A 23,484-nucleotide genomic window follows, 5' to 3' on the forward strand; every position below is an offset into this window, starting at 1 on the left:
TTGGGCCTGGCGGTCTACATTTTTTCCTCTGCTTTGACGATAAGAATTTTAGGAGGGGATCGCATGGAACAAGAAGAGCTAAGACTTCCGCTTGCGCAGGAGGGGATGACCCGGCCTACAGAGGGCAATATCGCCACGGGCCTGGTATGGGGTGTCCTGATTAGTATTCCCTTATGGATCTCGTTGATCGGCTGGATGATGGGCATCTGGAATTTCTAGGACCCGTCCGCAGCAATAGCTAAGTCTCACTACTACTAACTGCACATATACAATGAAGGCTGCCTCTTCGAAGTGAAGAAGCAGCCTTTTTATGCTGAAATTACAAGTCGTTGTTGATATGCACCAGCTGGAAGGTCTCGCAGACCACCCGCATATCCGGGTCGAAGGGCTTACCCTCACGCCCCAGCTCCCTGGTGAAGAACACCTCATGCTCGTAGCGCCAGGATTCAAGGCTGCGGTCATCCTCCCCTTCGGAGTAGGCGAATTCAGCGGTTACCTCAGCGAATGGAACGACCTCCACTTTCGTTGTTTCGATGATCGCGCGCGGCTGCCCTGTGCTGTCCAGCAGGATGGATAACCCGCCTGTAAAAGGCATGGTCAGCCCTTGCGCTTCAATCAACTCATAATTTTGCGCGGTCCCGGTCTTGATTCCTCTAAGAACCAGATCCAGCAGCTCATCTGCCAGCCGGGAATTGTCGCCGAACGCCCAGGCGCTGTCGAATTTGTCTGCCGCTTCCGGATGCTTCACCAGATAACTCTCCCAATATTTCGCAATTTCCGGAGTTAATGTCATTACGGTCACCTCTACCTTAGATTTAGTATTTAGTCTGTCTACAATTCACATCTCCGCTTCGCTCAACCAGCCGCTATACAGGTCATCGAGCTTCTGCTGTGCAGCATCTCTCATTCCTTGCAGCTCGGCCAGCTTCTCTGCATTGCTCGACAGCTGCGGGTCCAGCATCTCGGCATCAATAAGAGCAAGCTGCGCTTCCGCTGCGGCAATGTCCTGCTCCCACGAAGCTGCCGGACGCGGCTTGCGGTTCGGACTGGCAGGGCCGGAGGGTGATCCCCCTGTATTCTTGCGGCGGGAGGAAGCGGATTCCGTACCCGAACCTGCTGAGGCAGAGGAAGAGGCAGAAGGGGAGCGGTCTACCTGCCCGCTTAAGGAGCGGGGCTTGCCGGTGCTGTCCCCGGAAGATTCCGGCTGCGTGGCCTCTTTCCGCTGGGCGGCTTCGGCCTGCTTTTCCTTATAGTATTCATAGTTGCCCGGGAAGGAGGAGAAGTGTCCGCCGTCAATATGCCAGAGCTTGCCGAAGCAGCGGTTGATGAAATAACGGTCATGGGATACCGCCAGCACGGTGCCGGGGAACTCCTCCAGCGCTTCCTCCAGCGCCTCGCGGGAATCAATATCCAGATGGTTGGTAGGCTCATCCAGAATGAGTAGATTCGGCCTCTTGTGCATCAGGATCGCGAAGCGCAGCCGGGTCCATTCTCCTCCTGACAGGTTGGTGATGCTCTTGAAGACATCGCTGCCGTAAAAGAGGAAGCGGGCCAGCTGGCCGCGGGCTTCGCCTTCTTCAAGGCCGGCCTCCTCGCGGAAATACCGCAGCACGGAGTGGCCGCCCTCCTCCGGCACAGCTTCCTGGGCAAGATAACCAACGACAGCTCTGGAAGCGAGCGTACAGCTCCCGCTGTCCGGTGACTCCTGGCCGAGGATAATCTTCAGCAGGGTGCTTTTGCCTGCTCCGTTGCCGCCGATCAGTGCCGTGGTCTCGCCGTATCTCAGAATATCGCTGGCGGCCGAGAAAAGCCTGCGCTCCCCGTAAGACTTGCTGATCCGGTCCAGGATGACGACCTGGTTGCCGGTCCGGTCCTCCTGCTGAAGCTGCAGATCCATGGACTTGCGCTCCAGGATCGGGCGTTTGACCTTGACCATCCGGTCCAGCGCCTTCTGCATGGACGCCGCACGGCGGTGGAAGGAAGGGTTCGGCGGATTGGAGCGGTTGCCCCATTCGATCAGCCTTTTGATACTCTCCTGCATCTGCTTGATCTTCTTCTGCTGCTCCTGGTAGTCAGCGAATTGCTGAAGGAGCCGGGCTTCCTTCTCCACCTGATAACCGCTGTAGTTCGTATGGAAGGTGAAAGCCTCCCCGTCTTCAAGCTCGATGACCTTCTTCACCACGGCATCCAGGAAGTAACGGTCATGGGAGATCGCCAGCACTGTGCCGTCATAGCTCTGGAGGAACTGCTCCAGCCACTCGATAGCCTCCATGTCCAGATGGTTGGTCGGCTCATCGAGCAGCAGGATGTCGGGACGGCGCAGCAGCAGCTCGGCCAGCCCTACCTTGGTCTTCTCCCCGCCGGAGAGGGAGGAGAAGCGGCGGTCGTACTGCTCCGTTCCAATCCCCAGCCCTGAGGCTACACGCTGGATCGAGGCTTCCAGCTCATAGCCGCCTGCGGCCTCGAACTTCTCCTGCAGGGTGCCGTATTCCTTAAGCAGCCGGTTCCAGGCCTGCCCGTCTTCGCCCGCGCCGGAGGAAGACATCTCCTGCTCCAGCTCCCGCAGGCGGCGCTGCCAGCCGAGCTGCTCGGCGAAGCTGCGCTGCAGGACGGCATAGACCGTGTCGCTCTCGTTCACCTCCTGAATCTGGGCAAGCAGGCCGATGACGCTGCCCCGGCGGATGGAGAGCTGCCCTTGGTCCGGGCGTTCTTCTCCGCTCAGCAGGTGGAAGAGGGTGGTTTTGCCGCAGCCGTTGCGGCCGATCAGGCCGATTTTTTCGCCTTGGCGGATATCGAAGGTGACATCGCTCAGGACGAGCTGGGCACCGTGGTATTTTTGGATATTTTGACATGAGATAATCATCGTTATTCTTCTCCTTTAATTAGGAATGCACTCTCCTTCGCCGTCCTTTGGCTTCTGCGGATTCCGGTCAAAACAGCATAAAAAGGCCGCAGGGAAATTTCCCTGCGGCCTGAGTATTCTTCGGGTTAGGATATCCGTTGAAGTGTAGGCGAGAAAGGCATTTCACAATGTTGTAGTGTTATTAAATTCATGTAAATGGACAGACTTCTCCCGTTGTCCAGATTTGCATGAATAACGCCAGCCATAATATTAATCAGCCGGCTGCTAACACTGTTGGTCCGATTGTGATCCATTCTCCTACACCTCCTTTTTGATAAATTTAAAGCTAGTGTAACCAAAAATCCCGAAATAAGCAAGGGAGAATTGTTCCCGCAGAGACATAAATGCATGGCACTGCAAGTAGTATGGAGTGTGGCGAAGGGGCGTTGACCTTATAACGGCTGCGGGAAAAGAGGAGAGTTATGGCGATTTTTAACGGATTGCTCGGCAATGCAACTCAGGTGGAGCTGGGGGAGGTGCAGCGGGAATACGGACGGATTCTGGCTCCGAATGAAAAGATTGAGCGCGCCTATAAGCTGGTCCGGGACATGTTTATTTTCACAGACAAGCGGCTGATTCTTGTAGACAAGCAGGGGATGACCGGCAAGAAAACCGAATACCACTCTGTTCCTTACAAAAGCATCACCCATTACTCTGTGGAGACGGCGGGGCATTTCGATCTGGATGCGGAGCTGTGTCTGTATATCTCGGGCGCGGGGCTGCCCCTGAAGAAAACCTTCAACAAATCGGTCGATATTTACGAAGTGCAGGCTGTGCTGTCGCAATATATCCTGAAGTAAGGGGGCGCACAGAGGGCGTACTAAGGCTGTAGCCTGCTGCAGCTCCATATAACAGACGGGTAGAAGGGATGCCAGGCAGACCGGATAGAAGATTGCCAGACAGACGGATGGAAGGATGCCAGGCCTGGGCCTGCTTCCATTCTGAAATTTGTGCATGGCTCACAAAATTAGCGGCAGCAAATGTATGGTCCTGCGGAAGCCGTTGACAGGGGTTCTGGTCCTGCTGTTAAATGACACTAACTTAAGCGGCAGGGAAGGGAGGCGGAGGCGGAACATGAGGAGAGGACCGGTGACCGGAACGAAAACGATGGTGGTCAGCCCGCATTATCTGGCCTCGGCGGCGGGCGCACAGATCCTGGCCAAAGGCGGCAACGCCTATGATGCGGCCGTTGCAGTCAGCGCGGCGCTGGCTGTAGTCTATCCGCATATGACCGGGCTCGGCGGCGACGCCTTTTGGCTGGGGTACAGCGCCAGCGAAGGGCGTGTGCGGGCCTACAACGGCAGCGGACGCTCGGGCTACGCCGTCCGCCGGGACTGCTATGCCGGGGAAGAGGCCATTCCCCGGCGGGGTGTGCGCAGCGCCATTACGGTGCCCGGAATGGCGGATAGCTGGGAGGCCGTCCAGCGGGAGTATGGACGGCTGACCCTGGCCGAGGTGCTGGAGCCGGCTATCGGCTACAGCGCCGGGGGCTTTCCGCTGTCGCCGGACCAGCATGGCGGCAGCGTACTGGCCGGAGCCGCGCTGTCGCCTGAAGCGGCGGCGGTGTATCTTCCCGGCGGCCAGATACCGGCGGCGGGAGAGCGGTTTGTGCAGCGGCAGCTGGCGGGGACGCTGCGGGCGCTTGCGGTGGGAGGCCGGGATGCTTTTTATAAAGGGAGCATTGCGGAAGAGATCAGTGATTATATGCAGGCTTCCGGCGGGTACCTGACCCGCGATGATTTCGCGGACCACCAGGGAAGCTGGGAAGAGCCGCTCCAGACGGAGTACCATGGGCATACCGTCTATCAGGTTCCGCCGAACTCGCAGGGCTTCACGGCGCTCATGGCGCTTAATATCCTGGAGCATTCTAACTTCGCGGAGATCAGGCATGGCTCCTATGAATATTATCATCTGCTGGTGGAGGCGCTGAAGCTGAGCTTCCGTGACCGTGATCAGGTGCTCACTGACCCGTCCTTCAGCAGCATTCCGCTGGACCGTCTGCTGAGTAAGCCTTATGCGGCTCAACTCGCGGCGGCAATTTCTCCCCGTAAGGCGCTTGCTCTCAGCAGCGAACCGGTTGGAAGAGATACGGCTTATGCGGCGGTTGTAGATGAAGAGGGTAACGCGGTGTCGTTCATCCAGAGTCTGTATTTCGAATTCGGGTCGGGGGTGGTGGCCGGGAATACGGGGATTTTGCTCCAGAACCGCGGGTCCTTCTTCTCGCTTGATCCCGCCCATGTCAATACGCTGGAGCCCCACAAGCGCACCTTCCACACGCTGATGCCGGCGATGGCCTGCCGGGACGGGAAGCCGGCTTATCTCTATGGCACACAAGGCGGTGAAGGACAGCCGCAGACGCAGACCCTGCTGCTCACGCGCATGCTTCACTACGGGATGGACCCGCAGACTGCGGTGAGTGAACCGCGCTTTGTCTGGGGCAGAACCTGGGGAGAGCCGACTCAGGAGCTGCGGATCGAGAACCGGGTGACGGAAGCCGTGCGGGCGGAGCTGGCGGAGGCGGGGCATCTGGTCCGTGAGGCAGAGAGCTATGACGGGGTGATGGGTCACGCCCACGCCATCTCGATTGACAGTAACGGCTACCGCAGCGGGGGGACGGACCCCCGCTCTGATGGAGCTGCTATCGGGTGGTAAGCGATTTGGATTCTTGGCGGGAAGGTCAAGGAGATAAGGAGATAGTGAGATAAGGGGAATGGGAGAGTGAGAGATAGGAAGAGTGGGAGATAGGGAGGTAAGGAGATAGGGAGACAAGGGGAATGGGAGAGTGAGAGATAGGGAGGTAAGGAGATAAGGGGATAAGGAGATAGGAAGACAAGGAGATAGGGAATTAGGGAGATTAGGGAGGTAAGGAGGTAGGGAGGTAAGGGGAGTGGGAGACAAGGAAATAGGGAAACAAGGAGATAGGGAGGTAGGGAGGTAAGGGGAGTGGGAGACAAGGAAATAGGGAGATAAGGGGAATGGGAGATAGGGAGCTAAGGAGGTAAGAGGCAGGGTGAGAGTAACCCGGTTTGTCCGGGAGGGAGAGGGTGGAGCAGCATGGTTCTTGATAATCGGCACGGCGCATTCCGGGTCCCGGAGCTGGAGATCCCCGGCAGCGGACACGGGGTATTGCACGGCCTGACCTTCACGGTAAAAGATGTCTTCGCAGTGGCCGGGCACCGCTCTTCCGCCGGTAACCCGGACTGGCTGCGCAGCCATGGACCATCGGACTCCCATGCAGCTGCGGTACGCAGGCTGCTGGAAGCCGGAGCTACGCTGCGGGGGGCTGCCCATACGGATGAGCTGATGTACAGCCTTGGCGGAGAGAACTATCATTACGGTACGCCGGTGAATCCGCACGGGGAGAATCGGATTCCCGGCGGCTCGTCCAGCGGGTCGGCGGTGGCGGTGGCCTCGGGGAGCGTGGATTTTGCCCTCGGAACGGATACAGGCGGCTCTGTTCGGGTTCCATCCGCTTATTGCGGTGTATTCGGTTATCGTCCGACTCATGGGGCGGTATCCCTGGAGGGGGTTATTCCGCTGGCCCCGGCTTTTGACACGGTGGGCTGGATCGCGGGAAGCACGGAGCTGCTGCTGAAGACGGGGCGCATTCTGCTTGGGGCTGTGGACAGCGGCGGAGATGCCCGGTGCGAGGAAAAAAGGAAGAAGTCGGGCGATCTGTTCGGGTCTGCGGACAGAAGCGGTGATGCCTGTAGCGGGGGGGATAGGAAGAAGGCGGGCGTTCTAATCGGATCTGTGGACAGAGGCGATATTGCCTGTGACGGGGAGAATAGGAAGAAGGCGGGCGATCTGTCCGGGTCTGTGGACAGCGGCGTAGTTGCCTGTGACGGGGAAAATAGGAAGAAGGCGGGCGATTTGCTCGGGTCTGCGGACAGCGGCGTAGGTGCCCAGAGCATGGAGAATAGTATGGAGCAGAGCGGCGGTGAGGCGGTTGACGAGTCTGCTGGTGATCTTCGAATGTCCCGGATGTTCATTCTCCCGGAAGGCTGGGCGCTTGTGGAGCAGGACTGTGCAGACTACCTGAGGCGGGGGCTGGACAAGCTTCAGGCAGGCGCTTCGCTACAGGCTGCTGAAGCCGTGGTTGCCCCTGAAGGCTTGAAGAGCTGGATGGATGCCTTCCGCGAGCTGCAGGGTGCCGAGATCTGGGCAACCCATGGGGAGTGGATCGGGCGGGAGCAGCCGGTCTTCGGGCCGGATATTGCCGCCCGGTTCGCTTGGGCGGCGGGGCTGGCCGGGGCGGATCACAGCCCGGCCGCTATGCTGCGCAGCCGGATCACTAAGCGGCTGCGGGCGCTGCTCGGGAAGGACGGCTGTCTCGTCCTTCCGACCGTGCCGGGTCCGGCCCCGCTGCGCGGTGCGGGACCCGGGCAGCGGGAGCGGAGCCGCAGCAGCGCCATGATGCTCAGCTGCCTGGCCGGACTGGCCGGGCTGCCTCAGGTTACGCTGCCGGTGCCCGGCCCCGGTGGACTGCCGCTGGGGCTGTCCGTCATCGGCGGGCATGGACAAGATCTGAGGCTCCTGTCCTGGATACAGGAGGTATGGAAGTAGGAAGTCAAAGCCCTGGTTCTCTGGACGAAGAGAACCAGGGCTTTTTGCTGATCGTTAGGAGATCCGTCAGTTGCGCGAGGTGCGTGGGCCAAATGTATGCGGAAAACCGAATACAATACCCAGCAGCGAGGGTGAGTGGTCCGGATGTATGTGAAAAACAGCATACATCCGGCAGGTGCGGGGGTGAGTGGTCCGGATGTAGATGGAAAACAGCATACATTTGGCCGGTGCGGGGGTGAGTGGTCCGGATGTATGTGAAAAACAGCATACATCCGGCCGGTGCGGGGGTGAGTGGTCCGGATGTATGTGGAAAACAGCATACATTTGGCCGGTGCGGGGGTGAGTGTTCCGGATGTATGCGAAAAACAGCATACATTTGGCCGGTGCGGGGTGAGTGGTCCGGATGTATGCGAAAAACAGCATACATTTGGCCGGTGCGGGGTGAGTGGTCCGGATGTATGTGGAAAACAGCATACAATGGGCGGATGCGAGGTGAGCGGGCCAAATGTATGCAAAAAACAGCATACATCCGGCAGCTGCAAAGATACGTGGGCAATTATGCAGCTTCAAGGGACCAAATGAGAGTCACTGCCGCCCAATGTGTAATATTAGCTAACATAGTTGAGCCTAATTCTAACTTTTCTCTTTCCAACAGCGGTCATTTTATCTATAATGTTACATAAAGTAACATATGACTCGAATAAACCTATTATGAAGGTAGAGAAGGAGGGGTGGCTATGCATCTTACGGTGGAAGAAGCGTTGTCCATTTATCCTTTATCCGAAGCGAAGCTGATTGCCGGGTCTAAGGGGAAGCACAGGATCGTGAAATCGATTAATGTCATGGATGCTCCCGATATCTCGGATTGGATCAAGGAAGGGGAAATGCTGTTGACCACAGCCTATCTGATCAAGGACAGCCCGGAGGATGCCTCGGCACTGCTGCAGATGCTGAACCGGCGCGGGTCAGCAGGGCTGGGCATTAAGCTGGGCCGGTTCTGGGAGGCTGTGCCGCCACTCTTGATTGCGGAAGCGGAGCAGCTGAATTTCCCGCTGATCGAGCTGCCGTTCCAGTTCACCTTCTCCGACCAGATGAACGGCTTGTTCCGCGCGGAGCTGTCGCGCAGCGTGGGCACCCTGCAGAGCATGATGGAGAAGCAGCGGCTGCTGATGCGTCTTGCCTTGCGTTCCGGTCGCAGCCGTCCGCTGCTGGACACCGTCTCTGAGATCATCGGTTATCCGCTGGCTGTAATCAGCAACCGGGGGGCGGTAGTATTCAACAACTCGGGATATACCGAGAGTGAGCAGCTGGAAGGGTGGCCCTGGCCGCCCCGCAATCAGCGCTTCCGTCTCAGCGGAGGCACCGGCTACCGTCTCCCGCTGCTACAGGCCGGGAAATGTCTGGGTTATCTTCATTATTGCGATATTGATCCCTTGCTGCTGCCGGTGGAGGAAAGTCTGTTCGTCCAGGGGGCAGAGCTGATTTCTTATCATATGCATACCGGGCTGGAGGATTATTTCGAGCAGGCCGGACACCGGGAATTCAGCGGGCTGCTGCGGCGCTTCCTGAATGACGGGCTGAAATACGCTGAGCTGGCGCAGGCAGCGCTCCGGCTGGAGATTACGCTGCTCCAGTCCCCGTTTCAATTGCTGCTTACCGATGTGGCTGTTGTGGGAGAAGCCCGGCAGGGAGAGCTGCTGCGGCTGAAGGAGGAGTATTCGGAGCATCCGGTGCTGCATGGCCTGCAGGCGGTTCACTTCCTGGTGGAGGAGGGACTGGTGTCGCTGTATCCGGCCGGGCCGCATCAGCCGGAGGAGTTCCGGGCGCTGATTCAGGAATGCTTCGACAGCCTGAAGTTCGATAAAGGGTATTATCCGCAGGCGGCTGTCAGCAGCGTGAAGCTGAAGCCGGAGGGGCTGAAGGAAGCTTTTGCCGAGATTAAGGAATGTATGGGCATGGCCCGGCAATGGGGCGCACACGGAAATGTGGTGCATTACCGCCAGCTGGAGCTTGATCTGCTGCTGAGCAAGATTCCGGCGGAGACCATGGAGCGTTACTATAACGGCAGCCTGCGGGGGCTGCTTAGCCGGGAACCGGAATATGTTAAGGAGATGCTCCACACGCTGGAGGTCTACCTGGAGAATGACGGCCATGTGAACGAGACGGCCAAGAAGCTGTTCATTCACCGCAATACGGCCACTTACCGGATTGAGAAGCTCAGTGAGCTGCTGGATGTCGATTTCAAAAAAATCAATGATCTCATGAAGCTGAAGCTGGTATTCCTGTTCCGCAGAATGCTGGAGCGCGAATAACAGCCGTCCATCAGCAGATTGCCCAAAAAAAGGAGTGGAGAACAATGAAGGTGGCCGGAATCTTTTTGGCGGCAGGCCGCAGTAATGGAGCAGGGGCCTCTGAAGGTTCTCAGAACAGGGCGGGCGCGGGTTCAGCCGGTGCGGCGATGCTCAGTGAGCTGGAGACCTGCGGGCTCGCGCCGCTGGTTGTAGTGGTGCGTGCGGATGATCCTTTAGGCTGGCTGCCGCCGGCCGGGAAGGCGGAGAATATGCGGCGGATTGAGACTTGCCTGACGGCCCATTTGGGCCTGTCCTTCTCCCTGCGCTGCGGCTTGAATGCTGTAGCTTCGCTTCAGCCGGATGCGGTGGTCATTGCGGCGGCAGATCAGCCGTTTGTGACAGCGGCTCAGATCCGCCGGTTCATCCAGGCGTATGAGCAGCACCCGGAGCTTGATTATGTCACGAGTGCACAGGAAGGGCTGCTGATGCCGCCTACCCTTTTCTCAAGCACGCTGTTCGGCGGACTTCAGGAGTTGGACGATGAAGAGGGGATAGCTGCCATTATGCGGACCAAGGAGTATAAGGGGCTCATCCTGCCGCAAGAGTCTGTTCAGGCCTTCACAGAGACCGGGCTGCCGGAGAGCTTCGGAGAGTACAGCAGAGAATGGAGCGTGCGGAGCGGGAATAGACAGTGAATTCGCTATTTTTTAAAGCTATGTAAGGTAATATCACAGTATTTAAGTTTAATTTGAGATGACTTCGTGCATGAAGCACAAAATCGGCCCCCTCTTCTTATCCAACCACACAAAGCTATGTTATATAAATTTACGTAAGTGCTGCGCCTCAGTATAGTAGAGATACATTAATGGCTGTAGCCATTAGAAGAGATATCCTGGAGGAGGAGAATTATGAAACAAAGGGGTCAGGCATTCAAATTCAGCATCATCACGATGTTCCTGCTGGCGGTGGTTCTGACGGGGTGCGCGAAGAATAATACGGCGTCTAATACGGGTGCGGCAGCAACGGCAGAGCCTTCGGCGGCCAGTACACCGGCAGGCAGCGAGGCGGCGGCAACGACAGAGCCGGCAGCAAAGAAGCCGACGGTTGCTTTTGTCTATATCGGGCCTCCGGGTGACGGCGGGTATACGTATCAGCATGACCAGGGCCGTCTGTATATGGAGAAGGAGCTCGGGATTAAGGCGGATTTCGTAGAAAATGTACCGGAAAGCGCCGATGCCGAGCGGATCATCACAGAGCTTGCGCAAAACCATGACATCGTGTTCACCACAAGCTTCGGCTATATGGATTTCACCTTGAATGTGGCCGGCAAATTTCCTAACGTGAAGTTCCTGCATGCCTCCGGCTACAAGACCGCTGAGAACATGGGAACCTACTTCGGCAAAAACTATCAGGCAAGCTATCTGTCGGGGATCGCGGCAGGCAAAATGACAAAGAAAAACCATCTCGGCTATGTGGGAGCCTTCCCGATCAGCGAGGTGATCTATAATCTGAACGCCTTCACGCTGGGCGCGCAGAGCGTCAACCCGGCGGTTAAGGTGGATGTGGTGTGGACGAATACCTGGTATGACCCTGCCACTGAACGTCAGGCGGCCATCAGCCTGCTCGACAAAGGGGCGGATGTCCTGCTGGCGTATCAGGATTCACCGGCTACCCTTCAGGCTGCGGCGGAACGGGGAGCTTTTGCCGGGGGGAATGACTCGGATATGAGCAAGTATGCACCGGACAACTACTTAACCAACCCTGTATGGAACTGGGGTCCTTATTATGTAAAAGCTGTACAGTCTGTGATGGACGGAACCTGGAAAAGTGAGCAGTATTCCGGCGATATGGCGGACGGCATGGTGGAGCTGGCGCCATTCGGCAACAAGGTTCCCGAGGATGTGAAGAAGCTGGTGGAGGACGCCAAGGCCAAAATCATCAGCGGCGGGCTGGAGGTCTTCACCGGACCCATCTCGGACAACAAGGGCAATGTAACCGTTAAGGACGGCCAGAAGCTGACCCTTGAAGAGGTGCTTGGCATGAACTGGCTGGTCAAGGGTGTTGAGGGTACGATTCCGCAGTAACAGCTGCTACTACACATCTTAATACAGCACGGCCTTACGGGTGGGGCGGGTTCCGGATACCGGAGCCTTCCCCACCTGTACTATAACTACCCGGAAAGGAGCGTAGTATTATGCAGGACCCTTCGGTTGAAATGCGCGGGATAGTGAAGACATTCGGTGCTGTGACGGCCAGCGATCAAGTTGATTTTTCGGCAAATGCGGGGGAGATTCACGCGCTGCTCGGGGAGAACGGGGCAGGGAAAAGCACAGTCATGAGCATGCTGTCAGGAGTGTACCGGGCGGACGCCGGGGAGATTCTCATTCATGGCAAACCGGCCAGAATCCGTTCCCCGAAGGATGCGGCACTGCTCGGTGTAGGCATGGTCTTTCAGAACTTCAGACTGGTGCAGAGCCTTACAGCGGCGGAGAATATCGTGCTTGGCGAAAAGTCGTCTTTCTGGCGCGGCAGCAGATGGATTAGACATAAGCATGAAGAGATAGAGGCGCTTGGAGAACGGTTTGGCTTGAAATTTCCCGTCGACCGGCCGATCTGGCAGCTGTCTGTCGGAGAGCAGCAGCGCGTTGAGATTGTCAAGACGCTGTACCGGGGGGCAGATATCATCATTCTGGATGAGCCGACCTCGGTGCTGACGCCGGGGGAGGCGGAGCAGCTGTTCGAGACCCTTCAGGTGATGAAGCAGGCGGGCAAGACAGTGATCATGACCACGCATAAAATGAAGGAGGTCATGGCCTCCTCGGACCGGATCTCCGTGATGCGCAAGGGGAAAATGATTGCTTCGCTGATGACGGGCGAGACGGATGAGCTGGAGCTGGCCCGGCTGATGGTGGGCCGGGAGGTTACGATTAGCCGTCAGGAGCGCGCGGCGACGGCCGGAGAGCCGCTGCTGATCGTCCGCGATCTGGAGGTGGCTGCGGATCATGGCCGCAAGGCGCTGGATGCCCTGTCGCTTACGGTTCATGAAGGCGAAATTGTGGGCGTGGCCGGTGTCGCGGGCAACGGGCAGAAGGAGCTGGCGGAGGTATTGACAGGGCTAAGAGCATGGAGGACGGGCGAGATCCGGTTTGACGGCAGTCCGGTAAAAACAGCTTCGGTAAGAGGAGCGATCGATTCGGGCATCTCGCATGTGCCGGAGAACCGGATGAAGAGCGGTCTGGCCGGACGGCTGGGGTCCGTTGACAACCTGCTGTTCAAGTCTTACCGCAGCGGGGAGCATTCCCGGTTCGGCTTCCTGAAGGCGGCGAGGAACCGCTCCTGGTCGCAGGAGCTGGTCCGCCGCTTCAATGTGAAGACGCCTGAGCTGGATACCCCCGTGCAGCAATTGTCCGGCGGGAACCAGCAGAAGCTGCTGTTCGCCCGCGAGGTCAGCCACCGTCCGAAGCTGATGGTGGCCGTGCATCCGACGCAAGGGCTGGATGTCGGCGCAGCGGCAGGGGTGCATGAGCTGCTGATGGAGCTGCGCAGCTCCGGTAGCGGAGTGCTATTGATCTCCGAGGATCTGGATGAGCTGCTGCAGTTATCCGACCGTATTCTGGTGATCTACGGCGGTTCAATTATAGGCGAGAGCGATCATGAGCAGGCGGACCGGGAACAAATCGGCCTGATGATGGCCGGTATCCGGAGCAGGGAGGGAAGTGCCGTATGAGTCCGAAGCCTGGAAATCAATCTGCAACGTTTACGCCGATGGCGGGCCGCAGCGGGAGGTGGTACTCCCTCAGGCTGGAATATGATTCAAGCCGTACCCGTTCACCGTGGTGGACGCCCATCCTGTCCGTTGTTCTGGCACTCTTGCTCTGTGCGGTGTTCATCGCCGCTAATGGAATGAGTCCGCTGGTCGTCTACGAGAAAATGTTCCGGGGAGCCTTCGGCACCTCCTACGGCTTCACTGAAACCATGGTCAAGGCTATTCCGCTGCTGCTCTGCGGGCTAGGTATTGCTGTAGCTTACCGGATCTCTGTGTGGAATATTGGGGCAGAGGGTCAGTTGACAGTAGGCGCTATGGCGGCTACTGCGGTAACGATCTATTTCCCGGACCTGTCTTCCTTCTGGTCCATCATGCTGATGCTGGTTTTCGGTACAGCAGCCGGAGCTTTGTGGGGTCTGATGACGGCAGTGCCGCGAACCCATTTCGGTGTCAATGAGCTGATTACGTCGCTGATGCTGAACTACGTGGCCCTGCTGGCTCTGGATTATGTAGTGTTCGGCCCCTGGAAGGACCCGAAGGGCTTCAACTTCCCGGGTTCGCCGATGTTCACGGCCGCCCAGTCCCTGCCGGTGCTTGGCAGCACCCGGCTGCATATCGGGCTGGTCTTCGGCCTTGTGGCTGTGCTGATCTATTATCTGATGATCCGGTTCACCCGCTGGGGCTATGAGCTGCGTCTGATCGGCGCCAATCCCACAGCAGCCCGTTATGCGGGCATCCATATCAAGAAGCATATTATCATCGTCATGCTGATCAGCGGCGGTCTTTCCGGGATTGCCGGCATGGCTGAAGTGTCGGGGGTTACGCATAAGCTGATGCAGGGGATCTCTCCGGGCTATGGCTATACGGCGATCATCGTAGCCTGGCTTGCCAAGCTGAACCCGCTGGGCCTGATTGTGACTTCGATTCTGTTCGGCGGCCTGATTGTGGGCGGCTATAGTGTTCAGACTATCGGACTGCCTTCGTCCATATCGGAAATGCTGCAGGGCGCGATCCTGTTCTTCCTGATTGCCGGCGACATGATTCACCGGTTCCGCATCCGCCGGAGCGCATAACAGCATTCTCGTACAGGAGGGAGTTCACTCATGGATTTCACTACACAGTTATTAATCGCCGCTATCTCCGCCGGAACACCGCTGCTGCTGGCTACGCTGGGAGGCATTCTGACCGAACGGGCCGGCATTATCCAGCTCGGCGCGGAGGGGCTGATGCTGATGGGGGCAGTGACGACTTGCATCGTCTACATCCGCAGCGGGAATCTGATCCTTGCGCTGCTCTCGGCGGTAGCCATTACCGCTCTTCTGGGTATGGTTCATTCGTTCTTGTGTGTCACGCTGAGGGCGAATCAGACGATGTCGGGCCTGGCTATGACGCTGTTCGGCAGCGGCCTTAGCGCTTATGTGGGCAAGTCGATCAGCGGCATTCCGCTTCCCGGCAGTCTGCCCAAGCTGGATCTGGATATACTGAAGCCGGTGCCGGTGCTCGGGGAGCTTTTTGGAAGGCTGGATCTGCTGACCTGGTTCAGTCTTCTGCTCGTCCTTGTGCTGCATCTGCTGATTCACCATACCTCGTGGGGGCTGCATCTGCGGGCGGTCGGCGACAATCCGGCTACTGCGGACGTCATGGGGATTCGTGTGCAGCTGATCCGTTACTGCTATGTTACTGCCGGGGCGGCGCTGATTGGTCTGGCCGGTGCGGATATGGTGCTGGCGTATGCGCCGACCTGGAATGAAGGGCTGACCGCCGGACGGGGCTGGATCGCCGTGGGTCTGGTGATTTTCGCCAGATGGAATCCGCTGCGCGCTCTCTTCTGCGCCTACTTCTTCGGAGCACTCGACTCGCTGGGCTTCCGTATTCAGCTGTTGGGGAGTGCGGTGCCGTCTTATTTTCTGAAAATGATTCCTTACGTCGTAACGATTCTCGTATTGATGTATCTGGGATACCGCAACCGCAACAAGCCCTCCGGTACGCCGGAATCACTGGGAACACCATATATCCGCGAACAGCGGTTCTAGGCCGGAAGGGCGCAGGCGGAAATATACAAATTAGAGGGATGGGGGCTGGCCTATGACTATACCGGCGGACCGGTTGACTCTGGAGCAGATGAACTCGATGGTAAAAAAAGACTTCGTGGAGCAGCTCGGCGGCATCTTCGAGCACTCCCCTTGGGTTGCAGAGGAGGTGTACAGCAGGCGTCCGTTCGATTCCGTGCAGGAGCTGCATGCTGCCATGATGGAGATAGCACGGCAGGCGGAGCCGGACCAGGTGCTGGCACTGCTGAGAGCTCACCCGGATCTGGCGACAAGGCTTGCGGTCAGTCCGCTGTCGGCGGCCGAGCAGCAGGGGGCCGGACTGGACCGGCTGACACCGGAGGAATTCGCGGAGCTCACCGGGCTGAACGCCGCCTATACAGCGAAATTCCGCTTTCCGTTCATCTTCGCCGTACGGGGCAAAACTAAAGAAGAGATCCTTAGCGCCATCGGTGAGCGTGTGGATCGTTCGCTTGAAGAGGAGCAGGAACAGGCGCTGCTGGAGATTGGTGCGATTACTCGTTTTCGGCTGGAGGATCTGCTGGGGGCGGAATAGAGCAGGGCACTGCATATTATAGGAGGAGGGTGACGCAAATGTCTGGAAGGAACGGACGGCTGACAACTCATGTGCTGGATCTGTCACAGGGCAAGCCTGCTGCGGGCCTGTCGCTTCAGCTCTGGCGGCTGAGTACCGGAGGGCCTGTACTGCTGCGTGAGGCGGTGACGAATGAGGATGGCAGGCTGGACGCTCCGCTGCTGGCGGGAGAAGAAATGCAGGCCGGAAGCTATGAGCTGCTGTTCATGGCAGGGGATTATTTCCGGGGCGCTCAGGCTGGTGCCGGGGAACCGGAGGCTGAGGAGGAGGGAGCAGGCGCTGTAGTCCCGTTCCTGGACCAGATTCCGATCCGCTTCAATATGCCGGACCCCTCCGCCCATTACCATGTACCGCTGCTGGTTGCACCTGGAGGATATAGCACTTATCGCGGGAGTTAACGTGGCAATTCACTGTACCGCTGCATCTAATCTTAAGCCAATAGACCGGAGGTGGGCCTATCATGAAGGAAGAAGGTTATGAGCTTATCATCAGGAACGGACAGGTGGTCCTGCCCGGAGAAGTCCGCAGGCTTGAGATCGGGGTGAAGGATGGCAAAATCGCTGCACTGGGCGAAGCCTTACAGGCATCGCCCGGGACCAGAATTCTGGATGCGGAAGGACAATATGTGCTGCCCGGCATGATCGACATGCATGTTCACTTCAATGAGCCTGCGTTCGGTCACTGGGAGGGGTTCCGCAGCGGGTCGGCTGCTCTTGCGGCTGGCGGCTGCACCTGTTATGCAGATATGCCGCTAAATGGCAATCCGCCGACGGTGAATCTGGAGGCGCTCCGGCTGAAGGCGGAGGCCGCAGCCGGGAACTCGGCGGTGGATTATGTGCTGTGGGGCGGCCTTATGCCCGGGAATCTGGAGGAGCTGGAGGGACTGGCGGCAGCGGGCGTTACCGGGTTCAAGGCGTTCATCTCGAATCCCGGCGGTGAAGGCGAGGGGCGGTTCCGTGAGGTGGACGATGATACCCTGTATCAGGGGATGCTTCGGATCGCTGCAACCGGCGGGATTCTCGCCCTGCATGCGGAGAGCGAAGCGATAACCTCGGCGCTGGGGGCGGCGGCACTCCGTGCCGGGCGCAGCAGTGCGCGGGATTTTGCGGCTTCACGCCCTCCGCAAGCGGAGCTGGAGGCTGTAGCCAGGGCACTGCTGTACAGTGAGCGGACCGGCTGTAAGCTGCATTTTGTCCATATCAGCACAGCGGCAGCCCTGGAGCTGATTCATGAGGCCAAGCTGCGCGGTCTGGATGTGACCGCAGAGACCTGTCCTCATTATCTCATCCTGGATGAAGACAGCATGGAGACTCTCGGGGCGCTGGCGAAATGCGCTCCGCCCCTGCGCAGCAGCAGTGAACGGGACCGGCTGTGGGCGGCGCTGGCTGCGGGCCGGGTAGATCTGGTCGCCTCCGATCACTCCCCCTGTCCGCCTGAATTGAAGCTGGCGCCCGGGCTGTCGTTCATGGAAGCCTGGGGCGGGATATCGGGAGCCCAGAGCAGTCTGGAGTTGATGTTCCATGAAGGCGTTCATGTGCGCGGCCTGCCGGTTACGCAAATCTCAGCGCTGATCTCCGGACTTCCTGCCCGGCGGTTCGGGCTGGAGGGGCGCAAGGGCTCCATCACGCCGGGGCTGGATGCCGATCTGGTGCTGCTTGATCCAGATGCGGCCTATACCCTGCGTGCAGAGGATCTGCTGTACCGCCACCGGCATAGCCCTTATGTCGGGATGACCTTATCCTGCAAGGTAACGGCAACGATCTGCCGGGGCAAAATTGTCTATACTGCCGCGGAAGGCGTAGTTGCCGGCGGCGGAGGAGAATGGCTGCGTATCCGGCACAGCCAGCCGGGGATATGAAGCCGCCGGTCCCGCATGTCCCCGCCGGGGAGATGCTGAAGCTGCTGGATGAACTCGCAGCCTACAGCGCTCCGGGTCCTGGAGTTACCCGGCTGCTGTATACGCCGGAGTGGCAAGGGGTTCAGCATTTTTTGCAGGAGAGAATGGCCGGGCTCGGGCTTGAGGTCAGGATGGATCAGGTAGGGAATGTCTATGGCACACTGGCCGGTTCTCAGGTAAGCGACAAGGTTATCCTGACCGGCTCGCATATTGACACGGTGGTGAACGGCGGGCGGTATGACGGTGCTTATGGTGTAGCGGCAGCTGTAACTGCGCTGCACTATCTTCTGGAGACCTTCGGTCCGCCGCTGCGGACGCTTGCAGTGGTATCCTTCTGCGAGGAAGAGGGCAGCCGCTTTCCGCTGACGTTCTGGGGCTCGGGGAATGTGACCGGGCTGTATAGCGGGAAGGAATGTATAGACTGCACAGATGCGGATGGTATCACGCTGGGGGCAGCGATGGCGGCCTGTGGCCTGGCAGGGGATGAAGGGTTGGCTGCTGAAGCTGCGGCGGGTCTGGAGCAGAGTGGCGGAAGTAGGAGTGGCGGATGTGGGAGTGAGGGGTCAGAAGTTGAATCTATGGCAGGTCTGGAGGGAAGCTTCTGGCGTAATAATAGTCCTGTGCGCAGTGATATTGCCGCATATGTCGAGCTGCATATTGAACAGGGGATCATTCTGGAACGGACGTCCCGGAGAATCGGGGTCGTGCAGGCTATCGCCGGACAGCGGCGGTATCTTGTCAAGGTCGGCGGGACGGCCAATCATGCAGGGACTACGCCGATGGGGTTAAGACAGGATGCACTCGCCGGGAGTGCGGAGATGCTGCTGGCGCTGGAGCGCTCCGCTCTGGTGGAGGGTGATCCGCTGGTAGCCACAACGGGGCGGCTAGAGGTCTATCCGGGTACATCCAATGTGATTCCCGGCGAAGTGCAGTTCACGCTGGATATCCGGCATAGCGAAGCTGGGGTGCTGGAGCGCTTCTGCGCAGCGGTCCTGGCGGAGTTCGCAGAGCTTGGCCGCAGGCGCGGCCTTACGCTTGAGGTACAGATGCTGCTGGAGACAGCCCCTGCTCCTATGGACCAGGAGCTGCGAGCGGCTCTTGAAGAGATCTGTCTCCAGCAGGAGAAGCCTTATCTGAGCATGGTCAGCGGTGCGGGGCATGACGCCCAGCTGTTCGCCCCGCGCTGCCCGGCTGCGATGATCTTCGTGCCGAGCCGGGGCGGGATCAGCCATTCCCCCGGGGAGTATACCTCCCCGGAGGAACTCGCTGCTGGACTGGAAGTGCTGACAGCCATATTATATAGATTAGCTTACGAATAAGAGACACTGTTCACCGCAGCGACGACCAAGCTTGGAGTTGTAATTTTAATTTCGCTATAAATCGCGAGATCTGATCACCTGAAAGTCTGGAGGGGAGAGAATCATGAAGCGGTACGAAGATTTGTCGCCGTCCTTGCGGTGCATTATGACCCCCGGCCCCGTGGAGGTTGATCCGCGTGTGCTGCGGGCGATGTCTTATCCGGTGCTGGGACAGTTCGATCCTGAATTCACAGAGATCATGAATGAGACGATGGAGATGCTGCGTGAGCTGTTCGCCACCAAGAATCAGTGGGCGTATCCGGTAGACGGGACTTCGCGTTCCGGCATTGAAGCGGTGATGGTCAGCCTGATTGCGCCGGGGGACCGGGTGCTGGTTCCAGTCTTTGGCCGTTTCGGCCATTTGCTCCATGAGATTGCTGAGCGCTGCGGCGCTGAAGTGCTCACGATTGAACAGACTTGGGGCCGTGTCTTTCCGCCGGAAGAGGTAATTGCGGCTATACGGAGCTTCAAGCCGGATGTGGTGGCGATGGTTCACGGTGAGACCTCTACAGGCCGTGTGCAGCCGCTGGACGGGATCGGGCAAGCCTGCCGGGAGCAGGATGCGCTGCTGATTGTAGACGCGGTGGCGACGATCGGCGGGGTGCCGGTAGAGACAGATGCCTGGATGCTGGATGCCGTGGTCGGCGGAACGCAGAAATGCCTGTCCATCCCTTCGGGCATGGCCCCGGTGACGTATAATGACCGGGCCGAGGCCAAGCTGCTCAGGCGCAAGCAGGTTGAGCGTGGACTTAGAACTGACGCCGCTGCTGTCAGCGAGCTGCCCGTAGTGCGCAGTAATTACCTCGACCTGAGTATGCTGCAGGATTACTGGAGTCCCCGGCGGCTCAATCACCATACGGAGATGACCTCCATGCTCTATGCTCTGCGTGAAGGCCTGCGGCTGGTCCTGGAGGAAGGGCTGGAAGCGCGGCATGCCCGGCACAGGTTCCATGAGCAAGCCCTTACTGCCGGACTGTCAGCTATGGGGCTTGCGCTGTACGGGGAGGCGGAGAGCAAGCTGACGGTAGTCACCTGTGTGCTCATTCCGGCGGGGATAGACGGGGAAGCCGTCCGTTCCATGCTGCTGCAGCGTTTCGGTATTGAGATCGCCAGCTCCTTCGGGCCGTTACAAGGCCAGATCTGGCGGATCGGTACCATGGGCTTCAGCTGCCGGGAGAATAATGTGCTGCGTCTGCTTGGTGCGCTGGAGGCGGTGCTTATCCGCCACGGGTACGCGGTACCTGCCGGACAGGGCGTTCAGGCGGCACTTGACGTATATGATTCAAAAGTAAGATAATCATACAATGCGATTTGTTTAAGTGACGGCTTGCACCCCCTAAAGGGGTGTCAGGGCCGTTTTTTCTAAAAGAAAAGAAAAAATATAGATTGAACTTGAAAAAAACAGACAGGGAAAAGTGGCGGAAGAGAATTTTGGAACTGTAGGAGCGATAGCGTCCGCCTTTGTCCCCGGATTTCTACCGCGATTAGTGGTTTGAATTAAAGAAATCTGGGGACAACAGCGGCCGGAGGGCCAAACATTCTCTGGAGTCACGGCCATCCCAGAACGGAAAACAATCAAGTACAATTTATATAATAACCGGAAGGGAGTGCACATGATGACTTATACACGACAACCATTGGCAGACTGCGTGCCTGAACTGGTAGCTACAGCCCGCGGAGATCAGAAGGCTACACTGGTAATTACAGGCGGCAAGCTGGTCAATGTATGCTCCGGGGAGATTCTGGACGGCATGTCCGTCGCTGTACAAGGCGGGCGCATTGCTTATGTCGGCAAGGATGTCTCTCATACGATCGGGGAGGGAACGCAGGTTATTGATGCGGCGGGCAGATACATTGCTCCCGGCTTGATTGACGGACACTGCCATATCGAGAGCACTCAATTGACGGTGACTGAATTCGCCCGCGCAGTGCTGCCGCTAGGGACGACCGGAGGCTTCTTCGATGCCCATGAGATAGCCAATGTATTCGGGCTTAAGGGAATTAAGCTGATGCTGGACGAGATGCGGGGAACACCGCTGGCTGCCTATATGCAGGTGGCTTCCTGTGTCCCTTCTGCGGGCGCAGAATTTGAGACAACCGGCGCGTCCATCGGACCGGAGGAAGTAGCGGAAGCCTACACCTGGGGCGAGGATGTGATCGCGCTCGGCGAAGTCATGAACTTCCCGGGTGTAGTCTACGGCGATGAGAAGATGATCGGAGAGATCCAGGCCACGCTGCGCGCGGGACGGTATGTTGACGGGCATTTCACCTGGCCGGCGAGTGACTGGAGACTTCCGGTCTATGTCGCAGCAGGGGTGACTGGGGATCATGAGTGTGTGACAGCGGAGGATGTGATCGAACGCGTACGTCTGGGGATGTATGCCAAAATGCGCCGCGGCTCTGCCTGGCATGATGTCGCCAAAACCATCACGGCGCATACCGAGCACGGGCTGGACCCGCGCCGGATGATGCTGGTGACAGATGACCGCAGCTCCGAATCGTTGCGCGATGAGGGGCATATGGATTTTGTCGTGCGCCATGCGATCTCCCAGGGGGTGAAGCCGGTCACGGCTTTTCAGATGGCAACGATCAACACAGCCGAGCGCTTCGGCGTAGCCCGCGATATCGGCTCCATCACGCCGGGCTCCTGCGCAGATATCATTCTGCTGGACGGTAATCTGGCCGATGTTCATGTGGTCATGACAATTGCGGCTGGCGTTGTTGTGGCTGAGAACGGCAGCATGACGGCTGAGCTGAGTCCTTACACCTACCCGGATGAAGTACTGGCCTCTGTGCATCTGCAGCAGCCTCCGGTTCCGGCAGACTTCGTGATCCACGCGCCCATTGAGGAAGGTGTTCTAGCTACGCGGGTCATCCAGGTCATTGAGAACCATGTGGAAACCGGCGAGCTGATCATGAGCCTGCCAGTGGCTGGATCGGAGCTGGTTGTGCAGGGCGGTCTGTGCAAAATCGCTGTTCTGGAGCGGCACAAGGGAACCGGCAACAAATCCGTAGGGGTTGTGCAGGGCATTGGCTTCCGCGAGCCTGCGGCTATAGCGATGACTGTAGCTCATGACAGCCATAATGTGCTGGTCATCGGCAATGATGATGGCTTGATGGCGCAGGCGGCGGCTGCCGTGGCGGAAGCGCAGGGTGGTGTTGCGGTGATTACCGCTGCCGGGACCACCTTGTTCCCGCTGGCGATTGCTGGACTGATGTCCGCAGAGCCATTTGAGATTGCCGCCGCGCAATCCGCTGCCATCAGCAAAGCGCTACATGATGCGGGCTGTACGCTGAACTATGCTTTTATGACCCTGTCTCTGCTGGCCCTGGCGGTTATTCCCGCACTGCGGATCTCCGATAAAGGCCTGGTGCGGATCTCCCCCGAAGAGGGAATTCAGCTGGTACCGTTGTTCGTCAGCTAAGGCAGCGGGACATCCTGTCGGGGAAGATATACTAGTATTCTAATCTTGAGCCATTCAGTCTTTCACAGACTGGGTGGCTTTTTGTTTGTTGTTTAGGAAATTATGCGAAAAACTGAGTACAATCGGTGCTGCTGCGATGACGTATGGCTCCATGCTCCACAGCCAATAACATTTATAAAGAAATCCTGCAAGAAGTGCAACAATACTGCCCCATGGAAGCGGCTGATGCTGAAATCCTGCAACAAATGCAACAAAGCCAGCGCTAACTTGCTCTAAACACCGAAATTTGTGCAAATAATGCAACATTGTACCGCAGCCAGTAACATTTGGAGAGAATTCCTGCAAAAAATGCAACAATGCTATCCATACAATCGGGCGGTGAGAGAAAACACTTAGAATTGGCAAGAGATAGGCGGAGCACCGCCAGGAAAGGAAGAGACAACATTGGATCCACGTATAGTTCACCTAAACTCGCCGGAGGTGGGCGAACGTAAGTAAAGAGCAGAAGTGCACTTGTATTAGGGTTTGATACTCCCACTCTTAAACAGCGGAGCGGGCGGAATGATTGTGAAAAAGTGGAGCGGTCGCCTTTGTATCCGGATTTTCACCGATTAGGGGAATGAGAAAAATCTGGAT

18 protein-coding genes are annotated in these 23,484 nt (G+C 58.1%); 16 read left to right on the plus strand and 2 right to left on the minus strand.

Going from position 1 to position 23,484, the window contains the following annotated elements:
• The first annotated feature begins 63 nt into the window (after window positions 1–63).
• Window positions 64–219: a hypothetical protein gene (locus MKY12_RS05305; RefSeq protein WP_155991586.1), complete on the plus strand. Its 156-nt coding sequence runs from the start codon at window positions 64–66 to the stop codon at window positions 217–219.
• Between the two features lie 100 nt (window positions 220–319).
• On the opposite strand, the gene MKY12_RS05310 is transcribed toward MKY12_RS05305, so the two are convergent.
• Both MKY12_RS05310 and abc-f read right to left on the minus strand, forming a co-directional pair.
• A complete protein-coding gene (locus MKY12_RS05310) occupies window positions 320–793 on the minus strand; it encodes an ASCH domain-containing protein (protein WP_339313115.1) in 474 nt (157 codons plus the stop codon).
• Between the two features lie 45 nt (window positions 794–838).
• A complete protein-coding gene (abc-f, locus tag MKY12_RS05315; protein WP_339313116.1) occupies window positions 839–2,863 on the minus strand; it encodes an ABC-F type ribosomal protection protein in 2,025 nt (674 codons plus the stop codon).
• A 461-nt stretch (window positions 2,864–3,324) separates the two neighbouring features.
• On the opposite strand from abc-f, the gene MKY12_RS05320 reads away from it, so the two are divergent.
• The 15 genes from MKY12_RS05320 (at window position 3,325) to MKY12_RS05390 (ending at window position 22,848) form a co-directional block, all read left to right on the plus strand.
• Entirely contained in the window at window positions 3,325–3,702 is a 378-nt protein-coding gene (locus MKY12_RS05320) for a PH domain-containing protein (protein ID WP_036696174.1), read from the plus strand.
• Window positions 3,703–3,976: 274 nt separating this feature from the next.
• A complete protein-coding gene (gene ggt / locus MKY12_RS05325) occupies window positions 3,977–5,554 on the plus strand; it encodes a gamma-glutamyltransferase (protein ID WP_339313117.1) in 1,578 nt (525 codons plus the stop codon).
• 402 nt (window positions 5,555–5,956) lie between these two features.
• Window positions 5,957–7,468, plus strand: a complete 1,512-nt coding sequence (locus MKY12_RS05330; RefSeq protein ID WP_339313118.1) for an amidase family protein — start codon at window positions 5,957–5,959, stop codon at window positions 7,466–7,468.
• Between the two features lie 737 nt (window positions 7,469–8,205).
• Window positions 8,206–9,780 (plus strand): PucR family transcriptional regulator, encoded by a 1,575-nt coding sequence (locus MKY12_RS05335; RefSeq protein WP_036727707.1) that lies wholly within the window; start codon window positions 8,206–8,208, stop codon window positions 9,778–9,780.
• 44 nt (window positions 9,781–9,824) lie between these two features.
• Window positions 9,825–10,454 carry an NTP transferase domain-containing protein gene (locus MKY12_RS05340; protein WP_051478194.1) on the plus strand — a complete coding sequence of 210 codons (630 nt, stop codon included), beginning with the start codon at window positions 9,825–9,827 and terminating at the stop codon, window positions 10,452–10,454.
• Window positions 10,455–10,667: 213 nt separating this feature from the next.
• Entirely contained in the window at window positions 10,668–11,843 is a 1,176-nt protein-coding gene (locus tag MKY12_RS05345) for a BMP family ABC transporter substrate-binding protein (protein ID WP_036727709.1), read from the plus strand.
• Between the two features lie 110 nt (window positions 11,844–11,953).
• Window positions 11,954–13,486 (plus strand): ABC transporter ATP-binding protein, encoded by a 1,533-nt coding sequence (locus MKY12_RS05350; RefSeq protein ID WP_036727711.1) that lies wholly within the window; start codon window positions 11,954–11,956, stop codon window positions 13,484–13,486.
• Window positions 13,487–13,524: 38 nt separating this feature from the next.
• A complete protein-coding gene (locus MKY12_RS05355) occupies window positions 13,525–14,598 on the plus strand; it encodes an ABC transporter permease (RefSeq protein ID WP_051478234.1) in 1,074 nt (357 codons plus the stop codon).
• A gap of 30 nt (window positions 14,599–14,628) precedes the next feature.
• Window positions 14,629–15,558: an ABC transporter permease gene (locus MKY12_RS05360; RefSeq protein WP_036727714.1), complete on the plus strand. Its 930-nt coding sequence runs from the start codon at window positions 14,629–14,631 to the stop codon at window positions 15,556–15,558.
• 52 nt (window positions 15,559–15,610) lie between these two features.
• Window positions 15,611–16,129 carry a 2-oxo-4-hydroxy-4-carboxy-5-ureidoimidazoline decarboxylase gene (gene uraD / locus MKY12_RS05365; protein WP_036727716.1) on the plus strand — a complete coding sequence of 173 codons (519 nt, stop codon included), beginning with the start codon at window positions 15,611–15,613 and terminating at the stop codon, window positions 16,127–16,129.
• 38 nt (window positions 16,130–16,167) lie between these two features.
• Entirely contained in the window at window positions 16,168–16,566 is a 399-nt protein-coding gene (gene uraH, locus MKY12_RS05370; RefSeq protein ID WP_339254416.1) for a hydroxyisourate hydrolase, read from the plus strand.
• 62 nt (window positions 16,567–16,628) lie between these two features.
• Entirely contained in the window at window positions 16,629–18,026 is a 1,398-nt protein-coding gene (gene allB / locus MKY12_RS05375; protein WP_339313119.1) for an allantoinase AllB, read from the plus strand.
• Window positions 18,023–19,384, plus strand: coding sequence for a Zn-dependent hydrolase (locus MKY12_RS05380; RefSeq protein WP_339313120.1), 1,362 nt, complete (start codon window positions 18,023–18,025; stop codon window positions 19,382–19,384). The genes allB and MKY12_RS05380 overlap by 4 nt, the downstream gene beginning before the upstream one ends.
• A gap of 103 nt (window positions 19,385–19,487) precedes the next feature.
• Complete coding sequence (locus tag MKY12_RS05385; protein WP_339313121.1) at window positions 19,488–20,720, plus strand: alanine--glyoxylate aminotransferase family protein; 1,233 nt, start codon at window positions 19,488–19,490, stop codon at window positions 20,718–20,720.
• A 319-nt stretch (window positions 20,721–21,039) separates the two neighbouring features.
• Entirely contained in the window at window positions 21,040–22,848 is a 1,809-nt protein-coding gene (locus MKY12_RS05390) for an adenine deaminase C-terminal domain-containing protein (RefSeq protein ID WP_339314791.1), read from the plus strand.
• Window positions 22,849–23,484 lie beyond the last annotated feature (636 nt).

The sequence above is a fragment of the Paenibacillus sp. FSL M7-0896 genome (genome assembly GCF_037975415.1).
GTDB lineage: Bacteria > Bacillota > Bacilli > Paenibacillales > Paenibacillaceae > Paenibacillus_AQ > Paenibacillus_AQ silagei.

Coding starts and splice junctions, on each gene's coding strand:
- MKY12_RS05385 (WP_339313121.1), top strand. CDS start 19,488: ATGAAGCGGTACGAAGATTTGTCGCCGTCCTTGCGGTGCATTATGACC.
- MKY12_RS05355 (WP_051478234.1), top strand. CDS start 13,525: ATGGCGGGCCGCAGCGGGAGGTGGTACTCCCTCAGGCTGGAATATGAT.
- MKY12_RS05345 (WP_036727709.1), top strand. CDS start 10,668: ATGAAACAAAGGGGTCAGGCATTCAAATTCAGCATCATCACGATGTTC.
- MKY12_RS05335 (WP_036727707.1), top strand. CDS start 8,206: ATGCATCTTACGGTGGAAGAAGCGTTGTCCATTTATCCTTTATCCGAA.
- MKY12_RS05330 (WP_339313118.1), top strand. CDS start 5,957: ATGGTTCTTGATAATCGGCACGGCGCATTCCGGGTCCCGGAGCTGGAG.
- ggt (WP_339313117.1), top strand. CDS start 3,977: ATGAGGAGAGGACCGGTGACCGGAACGAAAACGATGGTGGTCAGCCCG.
- MKY12_RS05350 (WP_036727711.1), top strand. CDS start 11,954: ATGCAGGACCCTTCGGTTGAAATGCGCGGGATAGTGAAGACATTCGGT.
- MKY12_RS05380 (WP_339313120.1), top strand. CDS start 18,023: ATGAAGCCGCCGGTCCCGCATGTCCCCGCCGGGGAGATGCTGAAGCTG.
- abc-f (WP_339313116.1), bottom strand. CDS start 2,863: ATGATTATCTCATGTCAAAATATCCAAAAATACCACGGTGCCCAGCTC.
- uraH (WP_339254416.1), top strand. CDS start 16,168: ATGTCTGGAAGGAACGGACGGCTGACAACTCATGTGCTGGATCTGTCA.
- allB (WP_339313119.1), top strand. CDS start 16,629: ATGAAGGAAGAAGGTTATGAGCTTATCATCAGGAACGGACAGGTGGTC.
- MKY12_RS05360 (WP_036727714.1), top strand. CDS start 14,629: ATGGATTTCACTACACAGTTATTAATCGCCGCTATCTCCGCCGGAACA.
- uraD (WP_036727716.1), top strand. CDS start 15,611: ATGACTATACCGGCGGACCGGTTGACTCTGGAGCAGATGAACTCGATG.
- MKY12_RS05340 (WP_051478194.1), top strand. CDS start 9,825: ATGAAGGTGGCCGGAATCTTTTTGGCGGCAGGCCGCAGTAATGGAGCA.
- MKY12_RS05305 (WP_155991586.1), top strand. CDS start 64: ATGGAACAAGAAGAGCTAAGACTTCCGCTTGCGCAGGAGGGGATGACC.
- MKY12_RS05320 (WP_036696174.1), top strand. CDS start 3,325: ATGGCGATTTTTAACGGATTGCTCGGCAATGCAACTCAGGTGGAGCTG.
- MKY12_RS05310 (WP_339313115.1), bottom strand. CDS start 793: ATGACATTAACTCCGGAAATTGCGAAATATTGGGAGAGTTATCTGGTG.
- MKY12_RS05390 (WP_339314791.1), top strand. CDS start 21,040: ATGACTTATACACGACAACCATTGGCAGACTGCGTGCCTGAACTGGTA.